This is a genomic window from Mycobacterium basiliense (assembly GCF_900292015.1).
GTDB classification, from domain to species: domain Bacteria; phylum Actinomycetota; class Actinomycetes; order Mycobacteriales; family Mycobacteriaceae; genus Mycobacterium; species Mycobacterium basiliense.
Genome location: NZ_LR130759.1, coordinates 1,968,095 through 1,988,939 on the forward strand (window position 1 = coordinate 1,968,095; position 20,845 = coordinate 1,988,939).

Consider the following 20,845-nt stretch of genomic DNA (forward strand, 5'->3'; position numbering starts at 1 on the left):
CCGGGTCCTTGAACCCCGCCGCTGCTCACCGGGGTGTGGAACCCGAGGATTTCGTCTCCACTTCGCCGGATCGTTAGGCTGGTGAGTCGTGACAAGGCACGAAATGACCGGCGGGGTGCAGCCGACGCTGTGGGCGGTCTCTGACCTGCACACCGGCCACCTCGGTAACAAGCCGGTCGCCGAGTCGCTGTACCCATCATCGCCGGACGATTGGCTGATCGTCGCCGGCGACGTCGCCGAGCGCACCGACGAGATTCGTTGGGCGCTGGATTTGCTGCGGAGGCGGTTCGCCAAGGTGATCTGGGTTCCCGGCAATCACGAGTTGTGGACCACCAACCGCGACCCTATGCAAATCTTCGGCCGAGCGCGTTACGACTACCTGGTCAATATGTGTGACGAAATGGGCGTCGTCACACCCGAGCACCCGTTCCCGGTGTGGACTGAACGAGGTGGTCCGGCCACCATCGTGCCCATGTTCCTGCTGTACGACTACACGTTTCTGCCGCAGGGTGCCACCAGCAAAGCCGAGGGCATGGCCATCGCCAAGCAGCGCAATATCGTGGCTACCGACGAATATCTGTTGTCGCCCGAGCCGTACGCGACCCGCGATGCCTGGTGCCGTGATCGCGTCGCCGCTACCCGCGCACGTCTCGAACAGCTCGACTGGATGCAACCGACGGTGCTGGTAAATCACTTCCCGATGGTGCGCGAGCCCTGCGACGCGCTGTTCTATCCGGAATTCTCGCTCTGGTGCGGAACCACCAAGACCGCCGACTGGCATACCCGCTACAACGCGGTGTGCTCGGTGTACGGGCACCTGCACATTCCGCGCACCACATGGCACGACGATGTCCGCTTCGAGGAGGTGTCGGTGGGTTACCCACGCGAGTGGCGACGCCGCAAGCCCTACAGTTGGCTGCGCCAAGTGCTGCCGGACCCGCAGTACGCGCCGGGCTACCTCAACGACTTCGGCGGCCATTTCGTGATCACTCCGGAGATGAAGTCACAGGCTGCCCAGTTCCGGGAAAGATTGCGGCAGCGGCAGTCACGGTGACCGTCATGCTGGTGTCGTCGGTGTTGCCCGGGACCGTGGTCGATGATCTGGCGTATGCCGAGCTGTACTCCGACCCGCCCGGTCTGGTGCCGATGCCGGAAGAAGAGCCGCTGATCGCCAAATCGGTGGACAAGAGGCGCAACGAATTCATCACCGTGCGCCACTGTGCCCGCACCGCGTTGGACCAGCTCGGCGTGCGGCCGGTGCCGATTCTCAAGGGCGACAAGGGACAACCATGCTGGCCCGACGGCGTTGTGGGAAGCCTGACGCACTGCACCGGCTACCGCGGTGCGGTGGTGGGGCGTAGTGGCGCGGTGCGGTCGGTGGGCATCGATGCCGAACCGCACGACGTGCTGCCCAACGGCGTGCTAGATGCGATCAGCCTCCCAGCGGAACGCACTGAGCTGCCCCGGGCTATGCCAGCCGGGTTGCATTGGGACCGAATTTTGTTCTGCGCCAAGGAAGCGACATACAAGGCGTGGTTTCCGTTGACCAACAGGTGGCTTGGGTTTGAGGACGCGCACATCACGTTCGATGTCGATGCTTCGGGGTCGACGGGCCGGTTTGTATCACGCATCCTGATTGACGCGACCGCCCGCTGGGGTCCGCCGTTGACCACGTTGCGCGGTCGCTGGTCGGTCGAACGCGGACTGGTGCTCACCGCCATCGTGCTATGACGGCGGAGTCTGCCGGTAGCGGCTTAGGCCCGGGCATCGTCGTCGTCGACAAGCCGGGCGCAATGACCAGCCACGACGTGGTCGGGCGGTGCCGGCGGATCTTCGCCACCCGCCGGGTAGGCCACGCCGGAACTCTGGACCCGATGGCCACCGGCGTACTGGTGATCGGGATCGAGCGCGCCACCAAGATACTTGGCCTGCTGACGGCGACATCGAAGTCCTATGCCGCCACGATTCGCCTGGGCCAGGCAACCTCGACCGAGGACGCCGACGGTGAACTGCTGCACTCAGCGTCGGTTGCGCACCTGACCGAGCAGGCGATCGCCACCGCGATCACCGGGCTACGTGGTGACATCAGCCAGGTGCCCTCGGCGGTCAGCGCGATCAAGGTCGGCGGCCGCCGTGCCTATCAGCTGGCCCGGCAGGGCCACGCCGTGGAACTCCAAGCGCGCCCGGTGCGTATCGATCGGTTCGAGCTGATGGATGTGCGACGCGGCGTTGCCGTCGGTGACGGTGATGTCATCGATGTTGTCGATGTCGATGTTGAAGTCGACTGCTCGTCGGGAACCTACATCCGCGCGCTGGCCCGCGATCTAGGTGGCGCGCTTGGGGTGGGGGGGCACCTAACGTCATTGCGGCGCACCCGGGTCGGTCGCTTTGACCTGGACCAGGCGGTGTCGCTCGATGAGCTGGCCGAGCGCCCGCGGCTGAGTCTGAGCCTCGACGAGGCGTGTTTGCTGATGTTTGCCCATCGGGAGCTTACCGCCGGGCAGGCCGCGGCCACCGCCAACGGCAGATCCCTTGAGCCGGCCGGTATCGACGGCACCTATGCCGCCCACGACGCCGACGGCCGGGTGATCGCGCTATTGCGCGACGAGGGTCCGCGCACCAAGTCCGTGGTGGTCATCCGCCCGGCGACCGGGTAGGGGCACCCGACCTGGATCACGCCGTGGCCGGGTTGCACACTGGAAGCCAGGGATCGCGTCGCGAGCCGGCGGAAGGGGCGTGTATGCCGGACAACGGATCGAAGAGGGTTTTCGTCATCGGCGTCGGCATGACGAAATTCGAGAAGCCGGGGCGCCGCCCGGGATGGGACTACCCCGATATGGCGCGGGAGTCGGGGACCAACGCGTTGCGGGATGCCGGCATCGACTACGCAGCAATCGAGCAAGGCTATGTTGGCTACGTCTACGGTGAGTCGACGTCGGGTCAGCGGGCGCTCTACGAGCTAGGCCTTTCGGGCATTCCGATCGTCAACGTCAACAACAATTGCGCGACCGGATCGACCGCGCTATTCCTTGCGGCGCAGGCGATCCGCGGGGGACTGGCCGACTGCACCATCGCGCTTGGTTTCGAGAAGATGAAACCCGGATCCCTGTCCGCGGCCTATGACGACCGCACGCAGCCGATGGACAAACACGTCAAGGCGATGGTCGAGATCGCCGACTTGGCATTTCCGGTGGCGCCCTGGATGTTCGGTGCTGCCGGGCGCGAACACATGCAGTTGTACGGCACCACCGCCGAGCACTTTGCCAAGATCGGCTACAAGAACCACCAGCACTCGGTGCACAACCCCTACGCGCAATTCCAGGACGCCTACACCCTCGACGACATCTTGGCGTCGCGGATGATCTACGACCCGCTCACCAAGCTGCAGTGCTCGCCGACCTCCGACGGGTCCGGTGCGGCGATCCTGGCCTCGGAGTCGTTTGTGGACAGCCACGGCCTTGCCGGTCAAGCGGTCGAGATCGTCGGCCAGGCGATGACCACCGACTTCGCGTCGACCTTCGGGGGCAGTGCAAAGAATCTCATCGGCTACGACATGAATGTCCAGGCGGCGCGTCGGGTCTACGACCAGTGCGGACTCGGGCCGGAGGACTTTCAGGTGATTGAGCTGCATGACTGCTTCTCGGCCAACGAGTTGCTGCTCTACGAGGCTCTCGGTCTGTGTGGCCAAGGTGAGGCGGCCAAATTGATCGACAACTGCGACACCACCTACGGCGGGCGTTGGGTGATCAACCCTTCCGGCGGCCTGATCTCCAAGGGACATCCCCTGGGAGCCACCGGTTTGGCCCAATGCGCAGAACTGACCTGGCAGCTGCGTGGTGCGGCAGACAAACGCCAGGTCGACAACGTGACAGCGGCACTGCAACACAACATAGGACTGGGTGGCGCCGCCGTGGTCACCGCCTATCAGCGCGCCGAACACTAATCCGCAGAACGCAATTCGGGAGCCTGCCTTGATCGAGTGGTCCGACACGGATCTGATGTTGCGAGACGCTGTGCGCCAATTCATCGACAAGGAGATCCGGCCCGTTCGGGACGATCTGGAAAGCGGTGCGCTATCGCCATATCCGATCGCGCGCAAGTTATTCAGCCAGTTCGGTCTGGACGTGATGGCCGCCGAATCGGTCAAGTCGATGCTGGACCGCGAGCGCGCCAACCAGGGCGACAAAGCCGAAAGACGGAACAGTGCAAGCGGTTCCGGCGGGCTTGGCGGGCTGGCGCCCCAGGCCTCGATGGCCGCGGTCCTGGTGTCCGAACTTGCCGGGGTCAGCATTGGGTTACTCAGCACGGTTGCGGTGAGTCTCGGGTTGGGCGCGGGAACCATCATGAGTCGCGGCACCCTGGCTCAGAAGGAGCGCTGGTTGCCCGGGCTGATGACGTTGGAGAAGTTCGCCGCATGGGCCATTACCGAGCCGGATTCCGGCTCGGATGCCTTCGGCGGTATGAAGACCCATGTCACCCGCGATGGCGACGACTACCTCCTCAACGGACAGAAGACGTTCATCACCAACGGGCCCGACGCCGATATCCTGTTGGTGTACGCCAAGCTTGCTGACGACGCCGGCGGCGACGCCGATCGGGCCCGGCGCAACCGCCCGGTGCTGGTCTTCGTGCTCGATTCGGGCATGCCCGGACTGACGCAGGGCAAGCCGTTCAAGAAGATGGGCATGATGTCCTCGCCGACGGGCGAACTATTTTTCGACAGCGTGCGGCTGACTGCGGACCGGTTGCTGGGCGAGAGCGAACAACACGACGCTGGGGACGGCCGGGAGAGTGCACGCGCCAATTTCGCCGTGGAGCGTCTCGGGGTGGCTTTGATGGCGCTGGGCATCATCAACGAATGTCACCGGCTATGCGTGGATTACGCCAAAACCCGGACTCTGTGGGGCAAGAACATCGGCCAGTTCCAGCTCATCCAGCTCAAGCTGGCCAAGATGGAAGTGGCGCGGATCAACGTCCAGAATATGGTTTTTCAGACGTTGGAGAAGTTGAAGGTGGGCAAGGAAACCTCGTTGGCCGAGGCGTCGGCCATCAAGCTGTATTCCTCAGAAGCCGCCACCGAAGTCGCCATGGAGGCCGTCCAGTTGTTCGGCGGCAACGGCTACATGGCCGAGTACCGGGTAGAACAGCTTGCCCGAGACGCGAAGTCGCTGATGATCTATGCCGGCAGTAACGAGGTCCAGATAACCCACATCGCCAAGGGGCTGCTGGCCTAACGCTTGGCCGGGCCCCGTCAGGCCACCACCCAGATCGCCCGGGCGGCGGGGCTGCCCAACTCGACGGTGGTCGCGGCGCCATCGGCCGATTCGATCGCCACCGAGATCATCCCGGCGAATTCCCGTCGGGTCAGGACTCGCAGCTGCGAATCCAGGTTGATTCCGACGCTGTCGAAGTACCGCAGCATCTCGGGGTCGGCGTCGGAGATGCGGGCCACCGTTGCGGTGTCACCGTCGTGGCAGGCCCACAGCTGGCGCGCCGGTGGTGTGGGCACATGCCCATCGGAAGCCGGGATGGGATCACCGTGCGGGTCGCGCCGCGGGAAGCCGAGCTTGGCATCGATCCGGGCCACCAGCCGATCCGACACCGCGTGTTCGAGCACCTCGGCCTCGTCGTGCACCTCGTCCCAGCTGTAGCCGAGTTCGTTGACCAAGAAAGTCTCCAGCAACCGGTGGCGGCGCACCATTGTCAGGGCCGCCCGCCGCCCGGCAGGGGTCAATGTCACCGCGCCGTACTTCTCGTGGTCGACCAGACCCTGCTCGGCGAGTTTGCGGATGGACTCCGATGCCGTGCTGGCCGATACCCCGATCTTCTCCGCCAGCATCTTGGTACTGACCTTTTCCCGCGACCATTCCTGGGCCGTCCAAATGACTTTCAGGTAATCCTGGGCAACCGCGGTGAGACCGGCAGGCTCGTCGTCACCCCTCACAACCAGAAAGTCTAGGCAACCCACGGCCAATCTGTGTTTTTGGTCATCAATTGGCTATCGCCGGTGCGGCGGGTTTCTGCCGATGAACGCGGATCTGGATGCGGGCAGCGCTGGCTTGGACGGCGCCCAGGTCGGCCGACAACCCGCGGATCTGACAACCGCGAGCCCCGCTGCGCCGTTAGGCTTGCGGTTGTGCAGCGGTGGCGTGGCCAGGATGAGATCCCCACGGACTGGGGCCGATGCGTGCTGACCGTCGGGGTGTTCGATGGTGTACACCGCGGACACGCCGAATTGATCGCGCACGCGGTGAAAGCGGGCCGTACTCGCGGCGTACCGAGCGTGCTGATGACGTTCGATCCGCATCCGATGGAAGTCGTCTATCCCGGCAGCCACCCGGCGCAGCTGACGACGCTGACCCGCCGCGCTGAGCTGGTGGAGGAGTTGGGCATCGACGTGTTCCTGGTGATGCCGTTCACCACCGATTTCATGAAGCTCACGCCCGATCGCTACATTCACGAGCTGTTGGTCGAGCACCTGCACGTGGTGGAGGTGGTGGTGGGAGAGAATTTCACCTTCGGCAGGAAGGCGGCCGGTAACGTCGGCACCCTGCGCCGCGCCGGCGAGCGATTCGGCTTCGCGGTGGAGTCGATGTCGCTGGTGTCCGAGCATCACAGCAACGAGACCGTCACGTTCTCCTCCACATACATCCGGTCATGCGTGGACGCCGGCGATGTGATGGCAGCCACCGAAGCCTTGGGTCGCCCGCATCGTGTCGAGGGCGTGGTGGTCAGGGGTTACGGGCGAGGCGCCGAGCTGGGCTTTCCCACTGCCAATGTCGCACCACCGATGTATTCGGCCATACCGGCCGACGGCGTGTACGCGGCCTGGTTCACCGTCCTCGGGCATGGACCGGTCACCGGCGCGGTGATTCCGGGAGAGCGCTATCAAGCCGCCGTGTCCGTCGGGACCAATCCCACGTTTTCCGGACGTACCCGCACCGTCGAGGCTTTCGTGCTCGATACCAGCGCCGACCTCTATGGTCAGCATGTTGCGCTGGACTTTGTCGCGCGCATCCGCGGTCAGCAAAAGTTCGACTCCGTTCGAGCGTTGATCGCAGAGATCGGTGCCGATACGGATCGGACGCGCGCGCTCCTGGCTGCCGGCTGAGGCGTTTATGTTCAGCGGTGATGCCGCTGCTAGACTGCCCGACGACATCGGCGTGTGCTGCGGTTCGCGGTGGCCGCGCCGGGAATCCCTGATCGCGGACCAATTGATGGAGATGTTTCGTGGCGCTGACTGCCGAACAGAAAAAGGAAATTCTGAGTTCCTACGGTCTGCATGAGACCGATACCGGATCCCCGGAAGCACAGATCGCACTGTTGACGAAGCGGATCGCCGATCTCACCGAGCACCTCAAGGTGCACAAGCACGACCATCACTCCCGCCGAGGTCTGTTGCTGCTGGTTGGGCGGCGGCGCCGACTGATCAAGTACATCTCTCAGATCGACGTGGAGCGTTATCGTTCGCTCATTGAGCGGCTGGGTCTGCGTCGCTGACCCACGGCGCGATGCGCGCCATGATCCTGGCGCTGGGCACCGCCGTGGTGGTGCTGGGATGTTCGTCAGCGAGAATCGCCGACCTCCAGGTGGGGGACTGTCTCAAGCTGGGCGGCGCACCGGATCGCCCGCAGGCAACCAAGGCGACGTGTGGCAGCCAGGATTCGAACTTCAAGGTCGTCGCCGCCGTTGCCGAGCGTGCGCAGTGCCCGGGTGATGTCGATTCGTTCTATTCCATGCGCAACGGGTTGAATCGCGCGGAGGGCACCTTCTGCCTGGATATCGATTGGGTGGTTGGCGGCTGCATGAGCATCGATCCGGACCACAAGACCGACCCTGTCCGTGTCGATTGCAACGATGCGTCGGCGCCGCACCGTCAGCGGGTCACTCAGATCCTCAAAGATCTCGACCCGCCCGTCAGCGTCGATCAGTGTGCCAGCGGGGTGGGCTACGCCTACACCCAGCGACGGTTCGCCGTCTGCGTCGAGGACGTCGGCAGCGGACCCTAGACCGTGCGGTCGGGCCGCGGTGGCCCGGAGGAGACGGTGGCCTGGGCGGCACCAATTCTGCAGGGGCCCACGGCGGTGCGGGCGGTCGCGGAGGAACCGGGGTCACCGGCGGCAACGGCGGTAGCGGCGGTGCCGGCAGCAACGGCGACGGCACTAGCAATCACGTTGAGGGTCAACCCGGCGGTGATGGCGGTGACGGTGGAATTGGTGGCACCGGCACTGCGGGCGCTGGCGGCAACGGTGGCATCGGCGGCACCGGCGGCCACAGCACTGTGGGGTCAGGCGGCGCCGGCGGAAATGGTGGCCGGGGCGGTGACGGCGGCGCTTTCGATGACGGCTTCTTCGCTATTTTCGGCGGCCCGGGCAGCGCTGGCCATCCCGGAGGCCCCCCAGACGGCGGCCTTGGTGGCGGCGGTGGTGCCGGCGGGGCCGGAGGTATCGGAGCTGTGCGGTAATTAGACCCGAACCTGACCATTGCGTTGCACGCTCACCGTGCGGCGTTGAGCGTGATCGTTCTACTAATCGTTCTACAAGGAGAAGACGATGCCCTTCCCAGTCGATGAGAAGTACATACTGGCCGCAGAGGAGAAGCTCGGGGTTACCTTCCCATCGGGTTTCCGCATCAAGATGATGGCGGACAACGGCGGAACCGTTGAGGCCCCCGCGGACGAAGAAATATGGGACTTGTACCCCTTCTTCGACACCAGCGACAAGAAGCGGGTGAAGCGCACCTGCAACGACATTGTCCGCGAGACGGCAAGTGCCAAGGAGTGGACCGGCTTTCCCGCCAATGCCGTCGCCATCGGAGCCAACGGATGCGGGGATCGGCTTGTCTTGCTAGCCAACGTGGATGGTTCGGTGCTGCAGGACGAGGTCTTCTGCTGGGACCACGAGACAGGTGATCTCGACAAGGTCGCCGACGATTTTGCGGAACTGGAATCGGTCTAGAACAGATCGGGAACAGCGGTGCCCGCGGGTGAGTTGCGGACCGATCGTCGCGGCTCGGCATCTGGGGGATTCGCGGCAGGTGTACAGTGGGCATGTTCTGGGCCGGTTCGGCCCGAGCAAAGTGGTGCGGTTCACGCAGATCCGCGTGTGCCGTTCCAGCGAGTCACTAGGTATGTCCAAGGGAGCAGCCCAGCCTGTATCGGGCGGTCTTCGGTAGTGGCTGCCGGGCACCCCGCATCTGGGGCAGGTCCGGCCGCTTCGATCGATGGCCGTAGCCGCATCCAGGCTCGTGCTTTAGGGGAGGCTCCGCGGGCGGCTCGCAGGCCGGTCCGGCCCTGTGTCTGCCCTGGGTTGTGCGTGACGACGCGAAACAGCTGAATAACCCAGAGAGGGCCGCACGGACACCCATGTCTGTAGCTGAAATTGAACAAGGTGTATTCGAGTCCACCGCCACCATCGACAACGGGAGCTTCGGCACCCGCACCGTCCGATTCGAGACCGGCCGGTTGGCTTTGCAGGCCGCCGGGGCCGTGGTCGCATACCTCGACGAGGACAACATGTTGCTGTCGGCGACCACCGCCAGCAAGAACCCCAAGGAACATTTCGACTTCTTTCCGCTGACGGTTGATGTCGAGGAGCGGATGTATGCCGCCGGTCGCATCCCCGGGTCGTTCTTCCGGCGTGAGGGCCGACCTTCCACCGACGCCATCCTGACCTGCCGCCTCATCGACCGGCCCCTGCGCCCGTCGTTTGTTGACGGCCTGCGCAACGAGATCCAGGTCGTGGTGACGATCCTGAGTCTGGACCCGAACGATCTATACGACGTCCTGGCGATCAACGCCGCGTCGGCCTCCACCCAGCTGGGTGGTCTGCCGTTCTCCGGCCCCATCGGGGGCGTACGGGTGGCGCTCATCGACGGCACCTGGGTGGCTTTCCCCACCGTCGAGCAGATCGAGCGCGCCGTGTTCGACATGGTCGTGGCCGGACGCATTGTCGGCGATGACGTGGCGATCATGATGGTCGAGGCCGAAGCGACCGACAAGGTCATCGAGCTCGTCGGGGGCGGCGCCCAGGCGCCGACGGAAACCGTGGTGGCCGAGGGTCTGGAGGCGGCCAAGCCGTTCATCGCCGCGCTCTGCACCGCGCAGCAGGAGCTCGTCGACGCTGCCGGGAAGTCAGGAAAGCCGCCGGCGGAGTTCCCGGTGTTTCCCGACTACGGCGACGACGTTTTCTATTCGGTGTCCTCGGTGGCCACCGACGAATTGGCGGCCGCGCTGACGATCGGAAACAAGGCCGAGCGCGATCAGCGCACCGATGAGATCAAGACGCAGGTGCTCGAGCGGCTCGCCGACACCCACGAAGGCCGGGAAAAGGAAGTCGGCGCTGCGTTCCGCGCGCTGACCAAGAAACTGGTTCGGCAGCGCATCCTCACCGACCATTTCCGTATCGATGGCCGTGGCATTACCGATATCCGGGCACTTTCCGCCGAGGTCGCCGTGGTTCCGCGGGCTCACGGTAGCGCGCTGTTCGAGCGCGGCGAAACCCAGATTTTGGGCGTGACCACGCTTGACATGGTCAAGATGGCCCAGCAGATCGACTCGCTCGGGCCGGAGACCACCAAGCGGTACATGCATCACTACAACTTCCCGCCGTTCTCTACCGGCGAGACCGGTCGAGTCGGCTCGCCCAAGCGCCGCGAAATTGGACACGGCGCACTGGCCGAGCGGGCCCTGATCCCGGTGCTGCCCAGCGTCGAGGAATTCCCGTACGCCATCCGTCAGGTGTCTGAGGCGCTGGGCTCCAACGGCTCGACGTCGATGGGCTCGGTGTGCGCCTCCACGCTGGCGCTACTCAACGCCGGTGTGCCGTTGAAGGCCCCGGTGGCCGGCATCGCGATGGGCTTGGTGTCCGACGATATCCAAGTGGAAGGGGCGGCCGAGGGAAGCACCGAGCGTCGCTTCGTCACCCTGACCGACATCCTGGGCGCCGAGGACGCGTTCGGCGACATGGACTTCAAGTGCGCCGGAACCAAGGACTTCGTCACCGCTCTGCAGCTGGACACCAAGCTCGACGGGATTCCTTCCCAGGTGCTGGCGGCCGCTCTGGCTCAGGCGAAGGATGCGCGCCTGACGATTCTTGAGGTCATGGCCGAGGCCATCGACTCGCCCGACGAGATGAGCCCGTACGCGCCACGGGTGACCACCATCAAGGTCCCGGTGGACAAGATCGGTGAGGTCATCGGGCCGAAGGGCAAGGTGATCAACTCCATCACCGAGGAGACCGGCGCGCAGATTTCCATCGAGGATGACGGCACCGTGTTCGTGGGCGCCACCGACGGGCCGTCGGCGCAGGCCGCCATCGATAAGATCAACGCCATTGCTAACCCGCAGTTGCCGACGGTGGGCGAGCGGTTCCTGGGGACGGTGGTCAAGACGACCGATTTCGGGGCGTTCGTATCGCTGTTGCCCGGGCGTGACGGTTTGGTGCACATCTCCAAGCTGGGCAAGGGCAAGCGCATCGCCAAGGTCGAAGATGTCGTCAACGTCGGGGACAAGCTGCGGGTGGAGATCGCCGACATCGACAAACGCGGCAAGATCTCGCTGGTCTTGGTTGCCGAGGAAGATGCCGCACCTGCCGATTCCCCGGCGCCAGCCGATGCCGCGACGGCAAGCAGCTGACCCTGCGGCCGCCGCGGCACTGCGTCGTACCACTCTGCCGGGCGGTCTGCGCGTCGTAACCGAATACTTACCCGCGGTGCGGTCCGCATCGGTTGGGGTATGGGTCGGGGTGGGCTCGCGCGACGAGGGTGCCACGGTGGCCGGCGCCGCGCATTTTCTTGAGCACTTGCTCTTCAAGGCGACCCCGACCCGTACCGCGGTGGATATCGCCCAGGCGGTGGACGCCGTTGGTGGTGAGCTGAACGCATTCACGGCCAAGGAGCACACCTGCTATTACGCGCACGTGCTCGACACCGACCTGGAACTGGCTGTTGACCTGGTTGCCGATGTAGTGCTCAACGGCCGCTGTGCCGCCGAGGATGTCGAGCTGGAGCGCGACGTCGTCCTCGAGGAGATCGCCATGCGTGACGACGATCCCGAGGATGCGTTGGCGGACATGTTCCTCACCGCGATGTACGGCGACCATCCCGTGGGCCGGCCGGTGATCGGCAGCACGCAATCCGTCTCGGCGATGACGCGATCTCAGCTGCACTCGTTTCACGTGCGGCGCTATACACCACCGCGGATGGTGGTCGCGGTGGCGGGCAACGTCGATCACGACGAGGTGGTCACCTTGGTACGGGAGCACTTCGGGGCGCGTCTGGTTCGCGGACACCGACCCGTGGCGCCGCGGAAAGGCACGGGCCGGGTCAATGGCACCCCTCGGTTGGTGCTGGGCGGTCGCGACGCCGAACAGACCCACGTGTCGTTGGGGATCCGCACACCCGGGCGCGCCTGGGAGCATCGCTGGGCGTTGTCGGTGCTGCACACCGTGCTCGGCGGCGGACTAAGTTCGCGGCTGTTTCAAGAGATCCGCGAGGCCCGCGGCCTGGCCTACTCGGTCTATTCCGCGTTGGACATCTTCGCCGACAGCGGCGCCTTGTCGGTGTACGCGGCTTGTCTCCCCGAGCGTTTCAACGATGTCATGCGGGTGACCAGGGACGTGCTGGAATCGGTGGCGCGCGACGGCATCACCGAGGCTGAATGCCGGATTGCCAAGGGGTCGTTGCGCGGCGGCCTGGTCCTCGGGCTGGAAGACTCGAGCTCGAGGATGAGCCGCATCGGTCGCAGCGAATTGAATTACGGCAGGCACCGCAGCATCGAGGAGACCCTGCGGCAAATCGAGCAGGTCACGGTCGAGGAGGTCAACTTGGTGGCCCGTCGGCTATTGGTGAAGCGCTACGGCGCCGCCGTTCTGGGCCCCTACGGATCGAAACGACAGCTGCCGCAACAACTTCGAGCGATGGTAAATTAGCCCAATGGTGTTGGGCTTCTGGGATATCGCGGTACCCATCGTGGGTGCGCCGATGGCTGGCGGTCCGAGCACCCCGGCCTTGGCCGCGGCGGTGTCCAACGCGGGCGGGCTGGGTTTTGTGGCCGGTGGCTACCTCACGGCCGACCAGTTCGCAGACGATATCGCCGCGGCGCGCGCCGCCACCACCGGCCCAATCGGCGCCAATCTCTTTGTGCCCCAGCCCAGTGTCGCCGACTGGATCCAGCTGGAGTATTACGCAGAAGAACTCGAAGAAGTTGCCGATTACTACCGCGTCGATGTGGGCCAACCCATCCATGGCGACGACGACGATTGGGAAGGCAAGCTCGAAGTGCTGGCCGACGTTCGCCCGGAAGTGGTGTCCTTCACCTTCGGCGCCCCGCCGCCGGACGTGGTTCGCCGGCTGAGCGCACTGGGGCTGTTGGTGTCGGTCACGGTGACGTCGGCCTACGAAGCCGGCGTGGCTCTTGCTGCCGGCGCGGACAATCTGGTCGTCCAGGGCCCGAATGCTGGTGGGCATCGCGGCACGTTTGCCCCGGACATGGAACCCGGTGAGGAGTCGCTGGAGCAGCTGCTGCATCGGATCGGCAACGCGCACGATGTTCCACTGATCGCGGCCGGCGGCTTGGGCACGGCCGAGGACGTGGCGGCGGTATTGCGCAAGGGAGCGGTCGCCGCTCAGGTGGGTACTGCGCTGCTGCTCGCCGACGAAGCCGGCACCAACCCGGTACATCGTGTCGCCCTGAAAAACCCGGAGTTCGACTCCACCCTGGTCACCCGGGCGTTTTCCGGTCGGTATGCGCGGGGGCTGGCCAACAACTTCACCCGCCTCCTGGACCAGGTGGCGCCGTTGGGATACCCGGAGGTCAACCAGATGACCAAGCCGATACGGGCGGCGGCGGTCGAAGCCGACGACCCGCATGGGACAAACCTGTGGGCGGGAACGGCCTACCGGGAGGCACAGCCGGGGCCAGCAGCCGACATAGTCGCCTCGCTGGCCCCGGACGTGCGATCACTCTAGGTTTACGCACTCAAGGTTTTGCCCTCAGCCAAGTACGCTCGCCGGCTCGGTGAACGGCAAATCCAGGTCGGCGGCCACATGCTCGGCCAACAGCGCGCCGGCGTGCGTGGAAAGACCCTTGGCCAGCGCGAGATCGGACCGGCAGGCGGCTTGCCAACCCTGGTCGGCAAGCTTGAGCACATAAGGCATCGTCGCGTTGGTCAACGCGTAGGTCGACGTCTTGGGTACGGCGCCGGGCATGTTTGCCACGCAGTAGAACACCGTGTCGTGCACGGCGAACGTCGGGTGGTCGTGCGTCGTCGGCCGCGAGTCTTCGAAGCAACCGCCCTGGTCAATTGAGATGTCCACCAGAACTGCGCCGGATTTCATCTGCGCGACAAGAGAATTCGAAATTAACTTGGGTGCCTTGGCGCCGGGTACCAAGACGGCCCCGATTACCAGGTCGGCGTCTTTGACCGCATCTTCCAGCTCATATGTGGACGAGTAGCGGGTGCGGACACGGCCGCCGAACTCCGCGTCGAGCAGCCGGAGCTTGTTGATGTTGACGTCCATGACGGTGACCGACGCCCCCATGCCGTTGGCGACCCGTGCGGCGTTGTAACCGGCGGTGCCGGCACCCACAACGACGACATTGGCCGGTTCGACACCGGGCACGCCGCCCATCAACACACCGCGCCCGCCGTGGGCACGCATCAGGTGATAGGCGCCGGACTGCGCGGACAGCCGTCCCGCGACCTCGCTCATCGGGGCCAGCAATGGCAACGCACCGTCGGCGGTCTGAACGGTCTCGTAGGCGATCGAGGTGGTGCCGGAGCTCAGCAGCGCGTCGGTGCAGGACCGCGATGCTGCCAGATGCAGGTAGGTGAATAGGGTCTGACCGCTACGCATGCGACCGTATTCCGACGGGATCGGTTCCTTGACCTTCAGTAGCAGGTCCGCGTCCGCCCAGACTTGATCGGCGGTGTCGACCAGTCGGGCACCGGCCATCTTGAAGTCGGCGTCGGATATTGCCGAGCCCTCCCCGGCGCCGGCCTGGATCAGCACCTCGTGTCCGCGGCCGGTCAACGCGGCGACGCCGGCCGGGGTTATGGCAACCCGGAACTCATTTTCTTTGGTCTCAGTCGGAATGCCGACTCGCATTTTTGCCTCCTGCCGGGTTGTGGGGTGCTTTGCAGATGTTCGGACAGATATTTCGGGGCCTGCGTTTGATCAGGTCCCATAAGTGTGAAGAACATTCGAGAATGTCGCAATCATCTTGATGATAATTCTGTAAAGTTAGTGCATGACTGATGAGTCAACGGAAACCGCTATCGCGTCGGCGGCCTCGCCGAAGGATGTTCGGCCAGCGGATCTCGACGAGGTAGACCGCAAGATTCTGGTCTTGTTGCACGGCGACGCCAGGATCACCAACAACGCGCTCGCCCATGCGGTCGGGATAGCGCCGTCGACGTGCCATGGTCGGGTTCGCCGATTGATGGAGGTCGGCGTGATCCGAGGGTTCTATACCGATATCGATCCGGTTGCGGTGGGGTTGCCGCTGCAGGCGATGATCTCGGTCAACCTGCAGGCCAACGCGCGCGGAAAGATCCGCAGCTTCATTCAACAAATCCGCCGCCGGCGGCAGGTGATGGACGTGTATTTCCTCGCCGGGGCTGACGACTTCCTGCTGCACGTCGCCGCCCGGGACACCAACGACCTGCGCAAGTTCGTGGTCGACAACCTCAACGCGGACATCAACGTCGCAGGCACCCAGACATCATTGATCTTCGAGCACTTGCGCGGAGCGGCGCCACTCTAGGCTGACTTGGGCCGGCTAACGGCTGGTTATGATCGGCCCATGACCGATCCTTCCGTGGCCGCCACCATCCAAATAGGCGCCAGTCCGCAACGGGTGTATGGACTGATCACCGACCTGCCGACGTTGGCCTCGCTGGCGGAGGAGGCGGTGGCGATGCAATTGCGCAAAGGCGACGGAATCCACGCCGGAGCGGTTTTCGTCGGTCACAACAAGAACGGCGGTCGCCGTTGGAAGACGACGTGCACCGTGACCGACGCCGAGCCCGGCCGGATCTTCGCGTTCGATGTGCGAAGCGCCATGATTCCCGTTTCGCGGTGGCAATACGACCTCGTCACTACCGACGGCGGCTGCCGGGTCACCGAGAGCACCTGGGATCGCCGGCCCGGATGGTTTCGAAAGATCGCCAGGATGGCAACCGGAGTCAAGGATCGCGCCGCGGCCAATGCGGAGCATATCCAGACCACTCTGCAACGTCTGAAGCAGCGGGCCGAGGCGGGATAGCGAAACGCTGTTCTTCACCTGACGCAGGCGTGTCACTATACTTGCCAGCACATGATGTCCACTGGGGAGACATTTGCGGCGTAAATGTAAACGCCATGGCAAGGGGGCCAAATGTTCACCGTCGATGACCGAGCGGTGGGGCCGCACTCCGGCGAATCGGGTGCCGCCGACCACGAGCGTCTTGTCCTTGAAGCACGAGATGTCGAGTTCGACTGGACCAACCTGCCGTTCCACTACGTTCCCGACGAGCCATTGGCCACGCATGTCCTCAATGTGCTGCACCTGCTTTTGCCCGCCGGCGAAGAGTTTTTCGTCAAGGTGTTCAAGAAAACGCTGCCCCTGATCAGGGACGATCAACTAAGGCTGGATGTGCAGGGCTTCATCGGTCAGGAGGCGATGCATTCCCAAGCGCACTCCGGGGTGCTGGCCCACTTCGAGGCCCAGGGCGTCGACGTGACCCCGTATACCGACCAAATCAACTGGCTTTTCGAGAAGTTGCTGGCGGAAAGGCCCCGGCGAGGTGCCCGGAGACGGCACAGCTGGTTACTCGAGCAGGTTTCGTTCATCTCGGCAATCGAGCACTACACGGCGGTTTTGGGCGAATGGATCCTGAACTCCCCGCAGCTCGAGGTTGTTGGCACCGATCCGGTGATGCTGGACATGCTCCGCTGGCATGGTGCCGAAGAGGTGGAGCACAAAGCGGTCGCGTTCGACACCATGAAGCATCTCCGCGCTGGCTACTGGCGTCGGGTACGTACCCAGTTGGCTGTCACCCCGGTGATGTTGCTGCTGTGGATTCGCGGCGTGCGGTTCATGTACGCGGTGGATCCACACCTGCCGCCGGGAACCAAGCCGCGATGGCGGGACTACGTCACGGCGGCGCGCCGGGGTTTGACGCCAGGCCCGTGGCGCCTGATCCGGGTCGTCGGTGACTATTACAAACCCGGCTTCCACCCGTCTCAGCTGGGCGGACTCGAGCGGGCCGTCGACTACTTGGCGGTCTCACCTGCTGCCCGAGCATCTCACTGAGCTATGGCCATCGCTTCCACAGCTGGCGTTACCGCGTCCGACGGTGTCACCCTGGCGGTCCATCGCTACACCGAGATAGACCCGCAACGGTCCACGATCCTGGCCATTCATGGGTGGCCGGACAACCACCACCTGTGGGATGGGGTTGCCGAACAGCTAGGCGACCGCTACAACGTGGCTGCCTACGACGTGCGGGGCGCCGGTGGATCATCCTGCCCGGCAAGCCGTGTCGGGTACGAGCTAGGACAGTTGGTCCGTGACACCGGCGCGGTGGTCGATAGCCTGGGAGTCGCCCGGGTGCACCTGCTGGCCCACGACTGGGGTTCCATCCAGGGGTGGGCGGCGGTTACCGACGACGCGGTAATGGGCAAGATCGGCTCATTTACTTCGATCTCGGGCCCGCACCTGCAGTATGCGGGCGCATTCCTGCGATCGGGGCACAGCCCGCGGACGGCGGCGCACGTTGCCAGGCAGTTGGTGAGTTCGGGATACATCGGCTTTTTCCTGTGCCCGGCGGTACCGGAGTTGTTTTTCCACTCCCGCATTGGCGTGAAAGTTGTTGGTGTTCTTGAACGTATCGGCCAGTCGAGTGCGCGCAGCCAACGGCGCACGCCCCCACGCTCGATCGGTGACTACGTGAACGGGCTCAACCTCTACCGGGCCAACATGCCTGGGCCATTCCTATCGCCGGGGTCGCCGCTCCCACAGACGACGGTCCCGACTCAGGTGCTGGTGCCACGCAAAGACCAGTTCGTGACGCCCGCGCTGCAGCGCTTCACCGGCACGATTCCGGCAGGCGGCAGGGTCGTCCCGATCGAGGGCGGGCACTGGGTGGTGTCGTCACGTCCGGACGTCATCGCGCGGCTGACCGGCGAATGGGTCGACGGTGTTGACCGAGGTCGCCACGCCGGCGGTGAGTCGTTGGAGCCGAAGGCGACGACGGTGTTGAGCGGCCCACGCCAGGTGTGCGGCAAACTCGCGCTGGTCACCGGGGCCGGCGCCGGCATCGGCCGGGCCACCGCGGTAGAGCTGGCGCGCCAAGGCGCTCGCACGGTCGTGATCGTGGATCGAGACCTCGCCGCGGCTAATGACAGCGCAGCCCAGGTTCGAGCGGCGGGTGCCGAGGCCGCAGTGTATCAAGTCGACGTTAGCGACGAAACGGCCATGACTGACCTTGCCGAGCGGGTTCGCGACGAACACGGAGTCGTCGATATCCTGGTGAACAACGCCGGAATCGGAATGGCGGGGCGGTTTTTGGAAACCACCCCCGAGCATTGGGACGACATCATCGGGATCAATGTCCGCGGTGTTCTCAGCGGTAGCAGGGTGTTTGGCGCCCAGATGGTCGAGCGCGGTGCGGGCGGAACGATCATCAACGTCGCGTCGGCCGCCGCATTCCTGCCGTCGAAATCCATGGTCGCCTACAGCACGACGAAAGCCGCGGTATTGGGATTCAGCGAAGCGTTGCGCGCCGATCTTGCCGATGAAGGCATCACCGTTACGGCCGTATGCCCCGGGTTCGTCAACACCAACATCGCGAAAAGTACCGTCTACGCTGGCATGTCGGTGCAGCAGCAGGAGCGCGCCCGGCAGCGGGCAGATGCCGCCTACCGGCGCCGTAACTTTACGCCGGAGGCCACCGCCAGGGCGATCGTGAAGGCCGTTCGCAAGGGGCCGGCGGTGTTGCCCATTGCCGCGGAGTCCAAAGTGGGCTACGTGATGCGCCGCGTCAGCCCCTCGATGATCCGGTTGTTTGCCCGCTTGGACCTTCGACAGACCTAGGCGTTGCGGATAATGGCGGGCACGGGAAGCAGCTGGCGCAGTAGACCCGCCGATCTATACGGCCGCAGCCACCGCGATCGCTTTGCTACCGCCCTGTGGGGCGTGCGCACCTTGTTCGGCGGGTTTGCCTGGGCCTCGCGGTGGGATCCATCGCGGGTGACGCCGGTGCGACGGACACATCAGGCCAGGGTGATCGAGCGCAAACTTGTTGCGCCCGACGTGGTCGCCTTGACTTTGGCCGACCCGGATGGTGGGTTGCTGCCATCGTGGTCACCTGGTGGGCATATCGACGTCCAACTGCCCTCCGGCCGGCGCCGGCAATACTCCCTGTGCGGCCCGCCCGGCCGGCGCACGACATACCGAATTGCCATCCGGCGCATCGCCGACGGAGGCGGTGGCTCTATTGAGATGCATGATTCCTACGGCACCGGCGACATACTTGTTTTCGAAGGCCCGCGAAATGCGTTCTACGTCGGAGCGTCCGAGCGGGACACGCTGTTCGTGATCGGCGGCATCGGGGTGACTCCGATCCTTCCCATGATTCAGGTGGCCCAACAGCGCGGAATCGATTGGCATGCAATATATGCCGGCCGCAGTCGGGAGTATATGCCGTTTGTCGACGAACTGGTGGACATCGCCCCGGACCGGGTGACGGTGTGGGCCGACGATGAACATGGCCGTTTCGCCACCGTCGAGGACCTGCTGGTGCGGGCCGGACCGAAAACCGCTGTTTATGTCTGTGGACCCGTCCCCATGTTGGCGGCGATACGCGCGGCCCGAGATGAACACCCGGGCGCCCCAATGCATTACGAACGGTTCAGCCCGCCTCCGGTGGTGGACGGACAGCCATTCGAGCTGGAACTCGCGCGCTCGGGTCGGGTGCTGGGTATTCCGGCCAACCGGACCGCGCTCGACGTCATGCGCGACCACGACCCGACGACGGCTTATTCGTGCCAGCAGGGATTTTGTGGCACGTGCAAAGTTAAAGTGCTTGCCGGGCAGGTGGATCGCCGCGGTCGCACGTCGGAAGGCGACGACGAAATGCTGGTGTGTGTGTCCCGGGCGAAGAGCAACCGGGTGGTCATCGACGCTTGATGTTTTGGTGCTCTCGTTGCAGATAGGCGACCAATGCATTGGTTAAACCTCGCCGCGCCAGATCGAGGCCGGCGTAGGAGCCCAACTGCCGTTCCGATGCCAGGCCACGCATCGCGCCGGGCACCAGGGTAGCGACCGTGTGCACCCTGTTGGGGTCGACGTTCAAATCGGCGAAGGCTTGCTGGCAGGTGTCCAACCAGCTTTTTCCCCAGGCGAACAACTCGGCGGCGGTACGCGGATAGCGGCGTTCCAGCTCAAGGGGATCTCGGGGCAGCGCGGCGCGCAGAGTTTCGATCGCGCGCGAATCTGCAGAGCCTAAACCTCGGTCCAGGGTTTCGATGATCGCCGGTAACCCGCTCCCGCAGTGGCTGATCGGATGTGACCGGTTGTGAAAGTGCCGACAGACTCGCCTCGCGCCGCTCGGCGGTGCGGTGCAGCACGGCGGCCCAGAAACCGTCTGCATCGCCAAACTGGTACTGCACCGCGCCCCAGGTGGCGCCGATCTCGTTGGCGATACGATTCGCCGATACCGAGCCGTGACCGCCGGAAGCAGCGACTTGAGCGCCGCTTCGAGCATGATCTCTCGGGTGGCGCAGCCACGCCGGTTTGGCCTTCTGCTCACGACTCCGGCCGGTGTCATCTGCCGATCGTATCGGTTGTGCGCCAGCCGCG

At 64.7% G+C, this 20,845-nt stretch carries 19 protein-coding genes and 2 pseudogenes; 18 read left to right on the plus strand and 3 right to left on the minus strand.

What is annotated here, in order from left to right:
- Positions 1–103 precede the first annotated feature (103 nt).
- From MB901379_RS08345 to MB901379_RS08365, 5 genes are all read left to right on the plus strand, one after another.
- Positions 104–1,054: a metallophosphoesterase family protein gene (locus MB901379_RS08345; protein WP_158019036.1), complete on the plus strand. Its 951-nt coding sequence runs from the start codon at positions 104–106 to the stop codon at positions 1,052–1,054.
- Entirely contained in the window at positions 1,051–1,731 is a 681-nt protein-coding gene (gene pptT, locus MB901379_RS08350) for a 4'-phosphopantetheinyl transferase PptT (protein ID WP_158016190.1), read from the plus strand. The genes MB901379_RS08345 and pptT overlap by 4 nt, the downstream gene beginning before the upstream one ends.
- Positions 1,728–2,657 carry a tRNA pseudouridine(55) synthase TruB gene (gene truB / locus MB901379_RS08355; RefSeq protein WP_158016191.1) on the plus strand — a complete coding sequence of 310 codons (930 nt, stop codon included), beginning with the start codon at positions 1,728–1,730 and terminating at the stop codon, positions 2,655–2,657. Before pptT ends, truB begins: the two co-directional genes overlap by 4 nt.
- Positions 2,658–2,740: 83 nt before the next feature.
- Complete coding sequence (locus tag MB901379_RS08360; protein ID WP_158016192.1) at positions 2,741–3,943, plus strand: lipid-transfer protein; 1,203 nt, start codon at positions 2,741–2,743, stop codon at positions 3,941–3,943.
- 28 nt (positions 3,944–3,971) lie between these two features.
- Positions 3,972–5,234 (plus strand): acyl-CoA dehydrogenase family protein, encoded by a 1,263-nt coding sequence (locus MB901379_RS08365; protein WP_158016193.1) that lies wholly within the window; start codon positions 3,972–3,974, stop codon positions 5,232–5,234.
- Positions 5,235–5,251: 17 nt separating this feature from the next.
- Here MB901379_RS08365 and mntR read toward each other — a convergent pair whose 3' ends face one another.
- Complete coding sequence (mntR, locus tag MB901379_RS08370; protein ID WP_158016194.1) at positions 5,252–5,944, minus strand: manganese-binding transcriptional regulator MntR; 693 nt, start codon at positions 5,942–5,944, stop codon at positions 5,252–5,254.
- Between the two features lie 192 nt (positions 5,945–6,136).
- On the opposite strand from mntR, the gene MB901379_RS08375 reads away from it, so the two are divergent.
- The 8 genes from MB901379_RS08375 (at position 6,137) to MB901379_RS08410 (ending at position 13,968) form a co-directional block, all read left to right on the plus strand.
- Positions 6,137–7,111 (plus strand): bifunctional riboflavin kinase/FAD synthetase, encoded by a 975-nt coding sequence (locus tag MB901379_RS08375; RefSeq protein ID WP_158016195.1) that lies wholly within the window; start codon positions 6,137–6,139, stop codon positions 7,109–7,111.
- 119 nt (positions 7,112–7,230) lie between these two features.
- Positions 7,231–7,500, plus strand: a complete 270-nt coding sequence (gene rpsO, locus MB901379_RS08380) for a 30S ribosomal protein S15 (RefSeq protein ID WP_158016196.1) — start codon at positions 7,231–7,233, stop codon at positions 7,498–7,500.
- Positions 7,501–7,511: 11 nt separating this feature from the next.
- Positions 7,512–8,009 carry an LppU family putative lipoprotein gene (gene lppU, locus MB901379_RS08385; RefSeq protein ID WP_158016197.1) on the plus strand — a complete coding sequence of 166 codons (498 nt, stop codon included), beginning with the start codon at positions 7,512–7,514 and terminating at the stop codon, positions 8,007–8,009.
- A complete protein-coding gene (locus MB901379_RS08390) occupies positions 7,931–8,464 on the plus strand; it encodes a hypothetical protein (RefSeq protein WP_197717875.1) in 534 nt (177 codons plus the stop codon). Before lppU ends, MB901379_RS08390 begins: the two co-directional genes overlap by 79 nt.
- Before the next feature lie 88 nt (positions 8,465–8,552).
- A complete protein-coding gene (locus tag MB901379_RS08395; RefSeq protein WP_158016198.1) occupies positions 8,553–8,957 on the plus strand; it encodes an SMI1/KNR4 family protein in 405 nt (134 codons plus the stop codon).
- Between the two features lie 407 nt (positions 8,958–9,364).
- Positions 9,365–11,635 carry a polyribonucleotide nucleotidyltransferase gene (locus MB901379_RS08400; RefSeq protein WP_158016199.1) on the plus strand — a complete coding sequence of 757 codons (2,271 nt, stop codon included), beginning with the start codon at positions 9,365–9,367 and terminating at the stop codon, positions 11,633–11,635.
- The gene (locus tag MB901379_RS08405; RefSeq protein WP_158016200.1) at positions 11,613–12,929 is read left to right on the plus strand and encodes a M16 family metallopeptidase; all 1,317 of its coding nucleotides are present in this window, start codon (positions 11,613–11,615) and stop codon (positions 12,927–12,929) included. Before MB901379_RS08400 ends, MB901379_RS08405 begins: the two co-directional genes overlap by 23 nt.
- Positions 12,930–12,933: 4 nt before the next feature.
- Positions 12,934–13,968: a nitronate monooxygenase gene (locus tag MB901379_RS08410; RefSeq protein ID WP_158016201.1), complete on the plus strand. Its 1,035-nt coding sequence runs from the start codon at positions 12,934–12,936 to the stop codon at positions 13,966–13,968.
- A gap of 24 nt (positions 13,969–13,992) precedes the next feature.
- Here MB901379_RS08410 and ald read toward each other — a convergent pair whose 3' ends face one another.
- Complete coding sequence (gene ald, locus MB901379_RS08415; protein WP_158016202.1) at positions 13,993–15,108, minus strand: alanine dehydrogenase; 1,116 nt, start codon at positions 15,106–15,108, stop codon at positions 13,993–13,995.
- Between the two features lie 142 nt (positions 15,109–15,250).
- Between ald and aldR the strand changes: the two genes are divergently transcribed.
- The 5 genes and pseudogenes from aldR (at position 15,251) to MB901379_RS08440 (ending at position 20,173) form a co-directional block, all read left to right on the plus strand.
- The gene (aldR, locus tag MB901379_RS08420; RefSeq protein WP_158016203.1) at positions 15,251–15,766 is read left to right on the plus strand and encodes an HTH-type transcriptional regulator AldR; all 516 of its coding nucleotides are present in this window, start codon (positions 15,251–15,253) and stop codon (positions 15,764–15,766) included.
- A 39-nt stretch (positions 15,767–15,805) separates the two neighbouring features.
- Entirely contained in the window at positions 15,806–16,267 is a 462-nt protein-coding gene (locus MB901379_RS08425) for an SRPBCC family protein (protein ID WP_158016204.1), read from the plus strand.
- 95 nt (positions 16,268–16,362) lie between these two features.
- A pseudogene (locus MB901379_RS08430) lies at positions 16,363–17,296 on the plus strand (metal-dependent hydrolase).
- A 3-nt stretch (positions 17,297–17,299) separates the two neighbouring features.
- Positions 17,300–19,078, plus strand: a complete 1,779-nt coding sequence (locus tag MB901379_RS08435) for an SDR family oxidoreductase (RefSeq protein WP_158016206.1) — start codon at positions 17,300–17,302, stop codon at positions 19,076–19,078.
- Between the two features lie 12 nt (positions 19,079–19,090).
- Positions 19,091–20,173 carry a PDR/VanB family oxidoreductase gene (locus MB901379_RS08440; RefSeq protein WP_158016207.1) on the plus strand — a complete coding sequence of 361 codons (1,083 nt, stop codon included), beginning with the start codon at positions 19,091–19,093 and terminating at the stop codon, positions 20,171–20,173.
- On the opposite strand, the pseudogene MB901379_RS08445 reads toward MB901379_RS08440, so the two are convergent.
- A pseudogene (locus MB901379_RS08445) lies at positions 20,160–20,813 on the minus strand (TetR/AcrR family transcriptional regulator). The gene MB901379_RS08440 and the pseudogene MB901379_RS08445 sit on opposite strands and share 14 nt — an antisense overlap.
- Between the last annotated feature and the right edge of the window lie 32 nt (positions 20,814–20,845).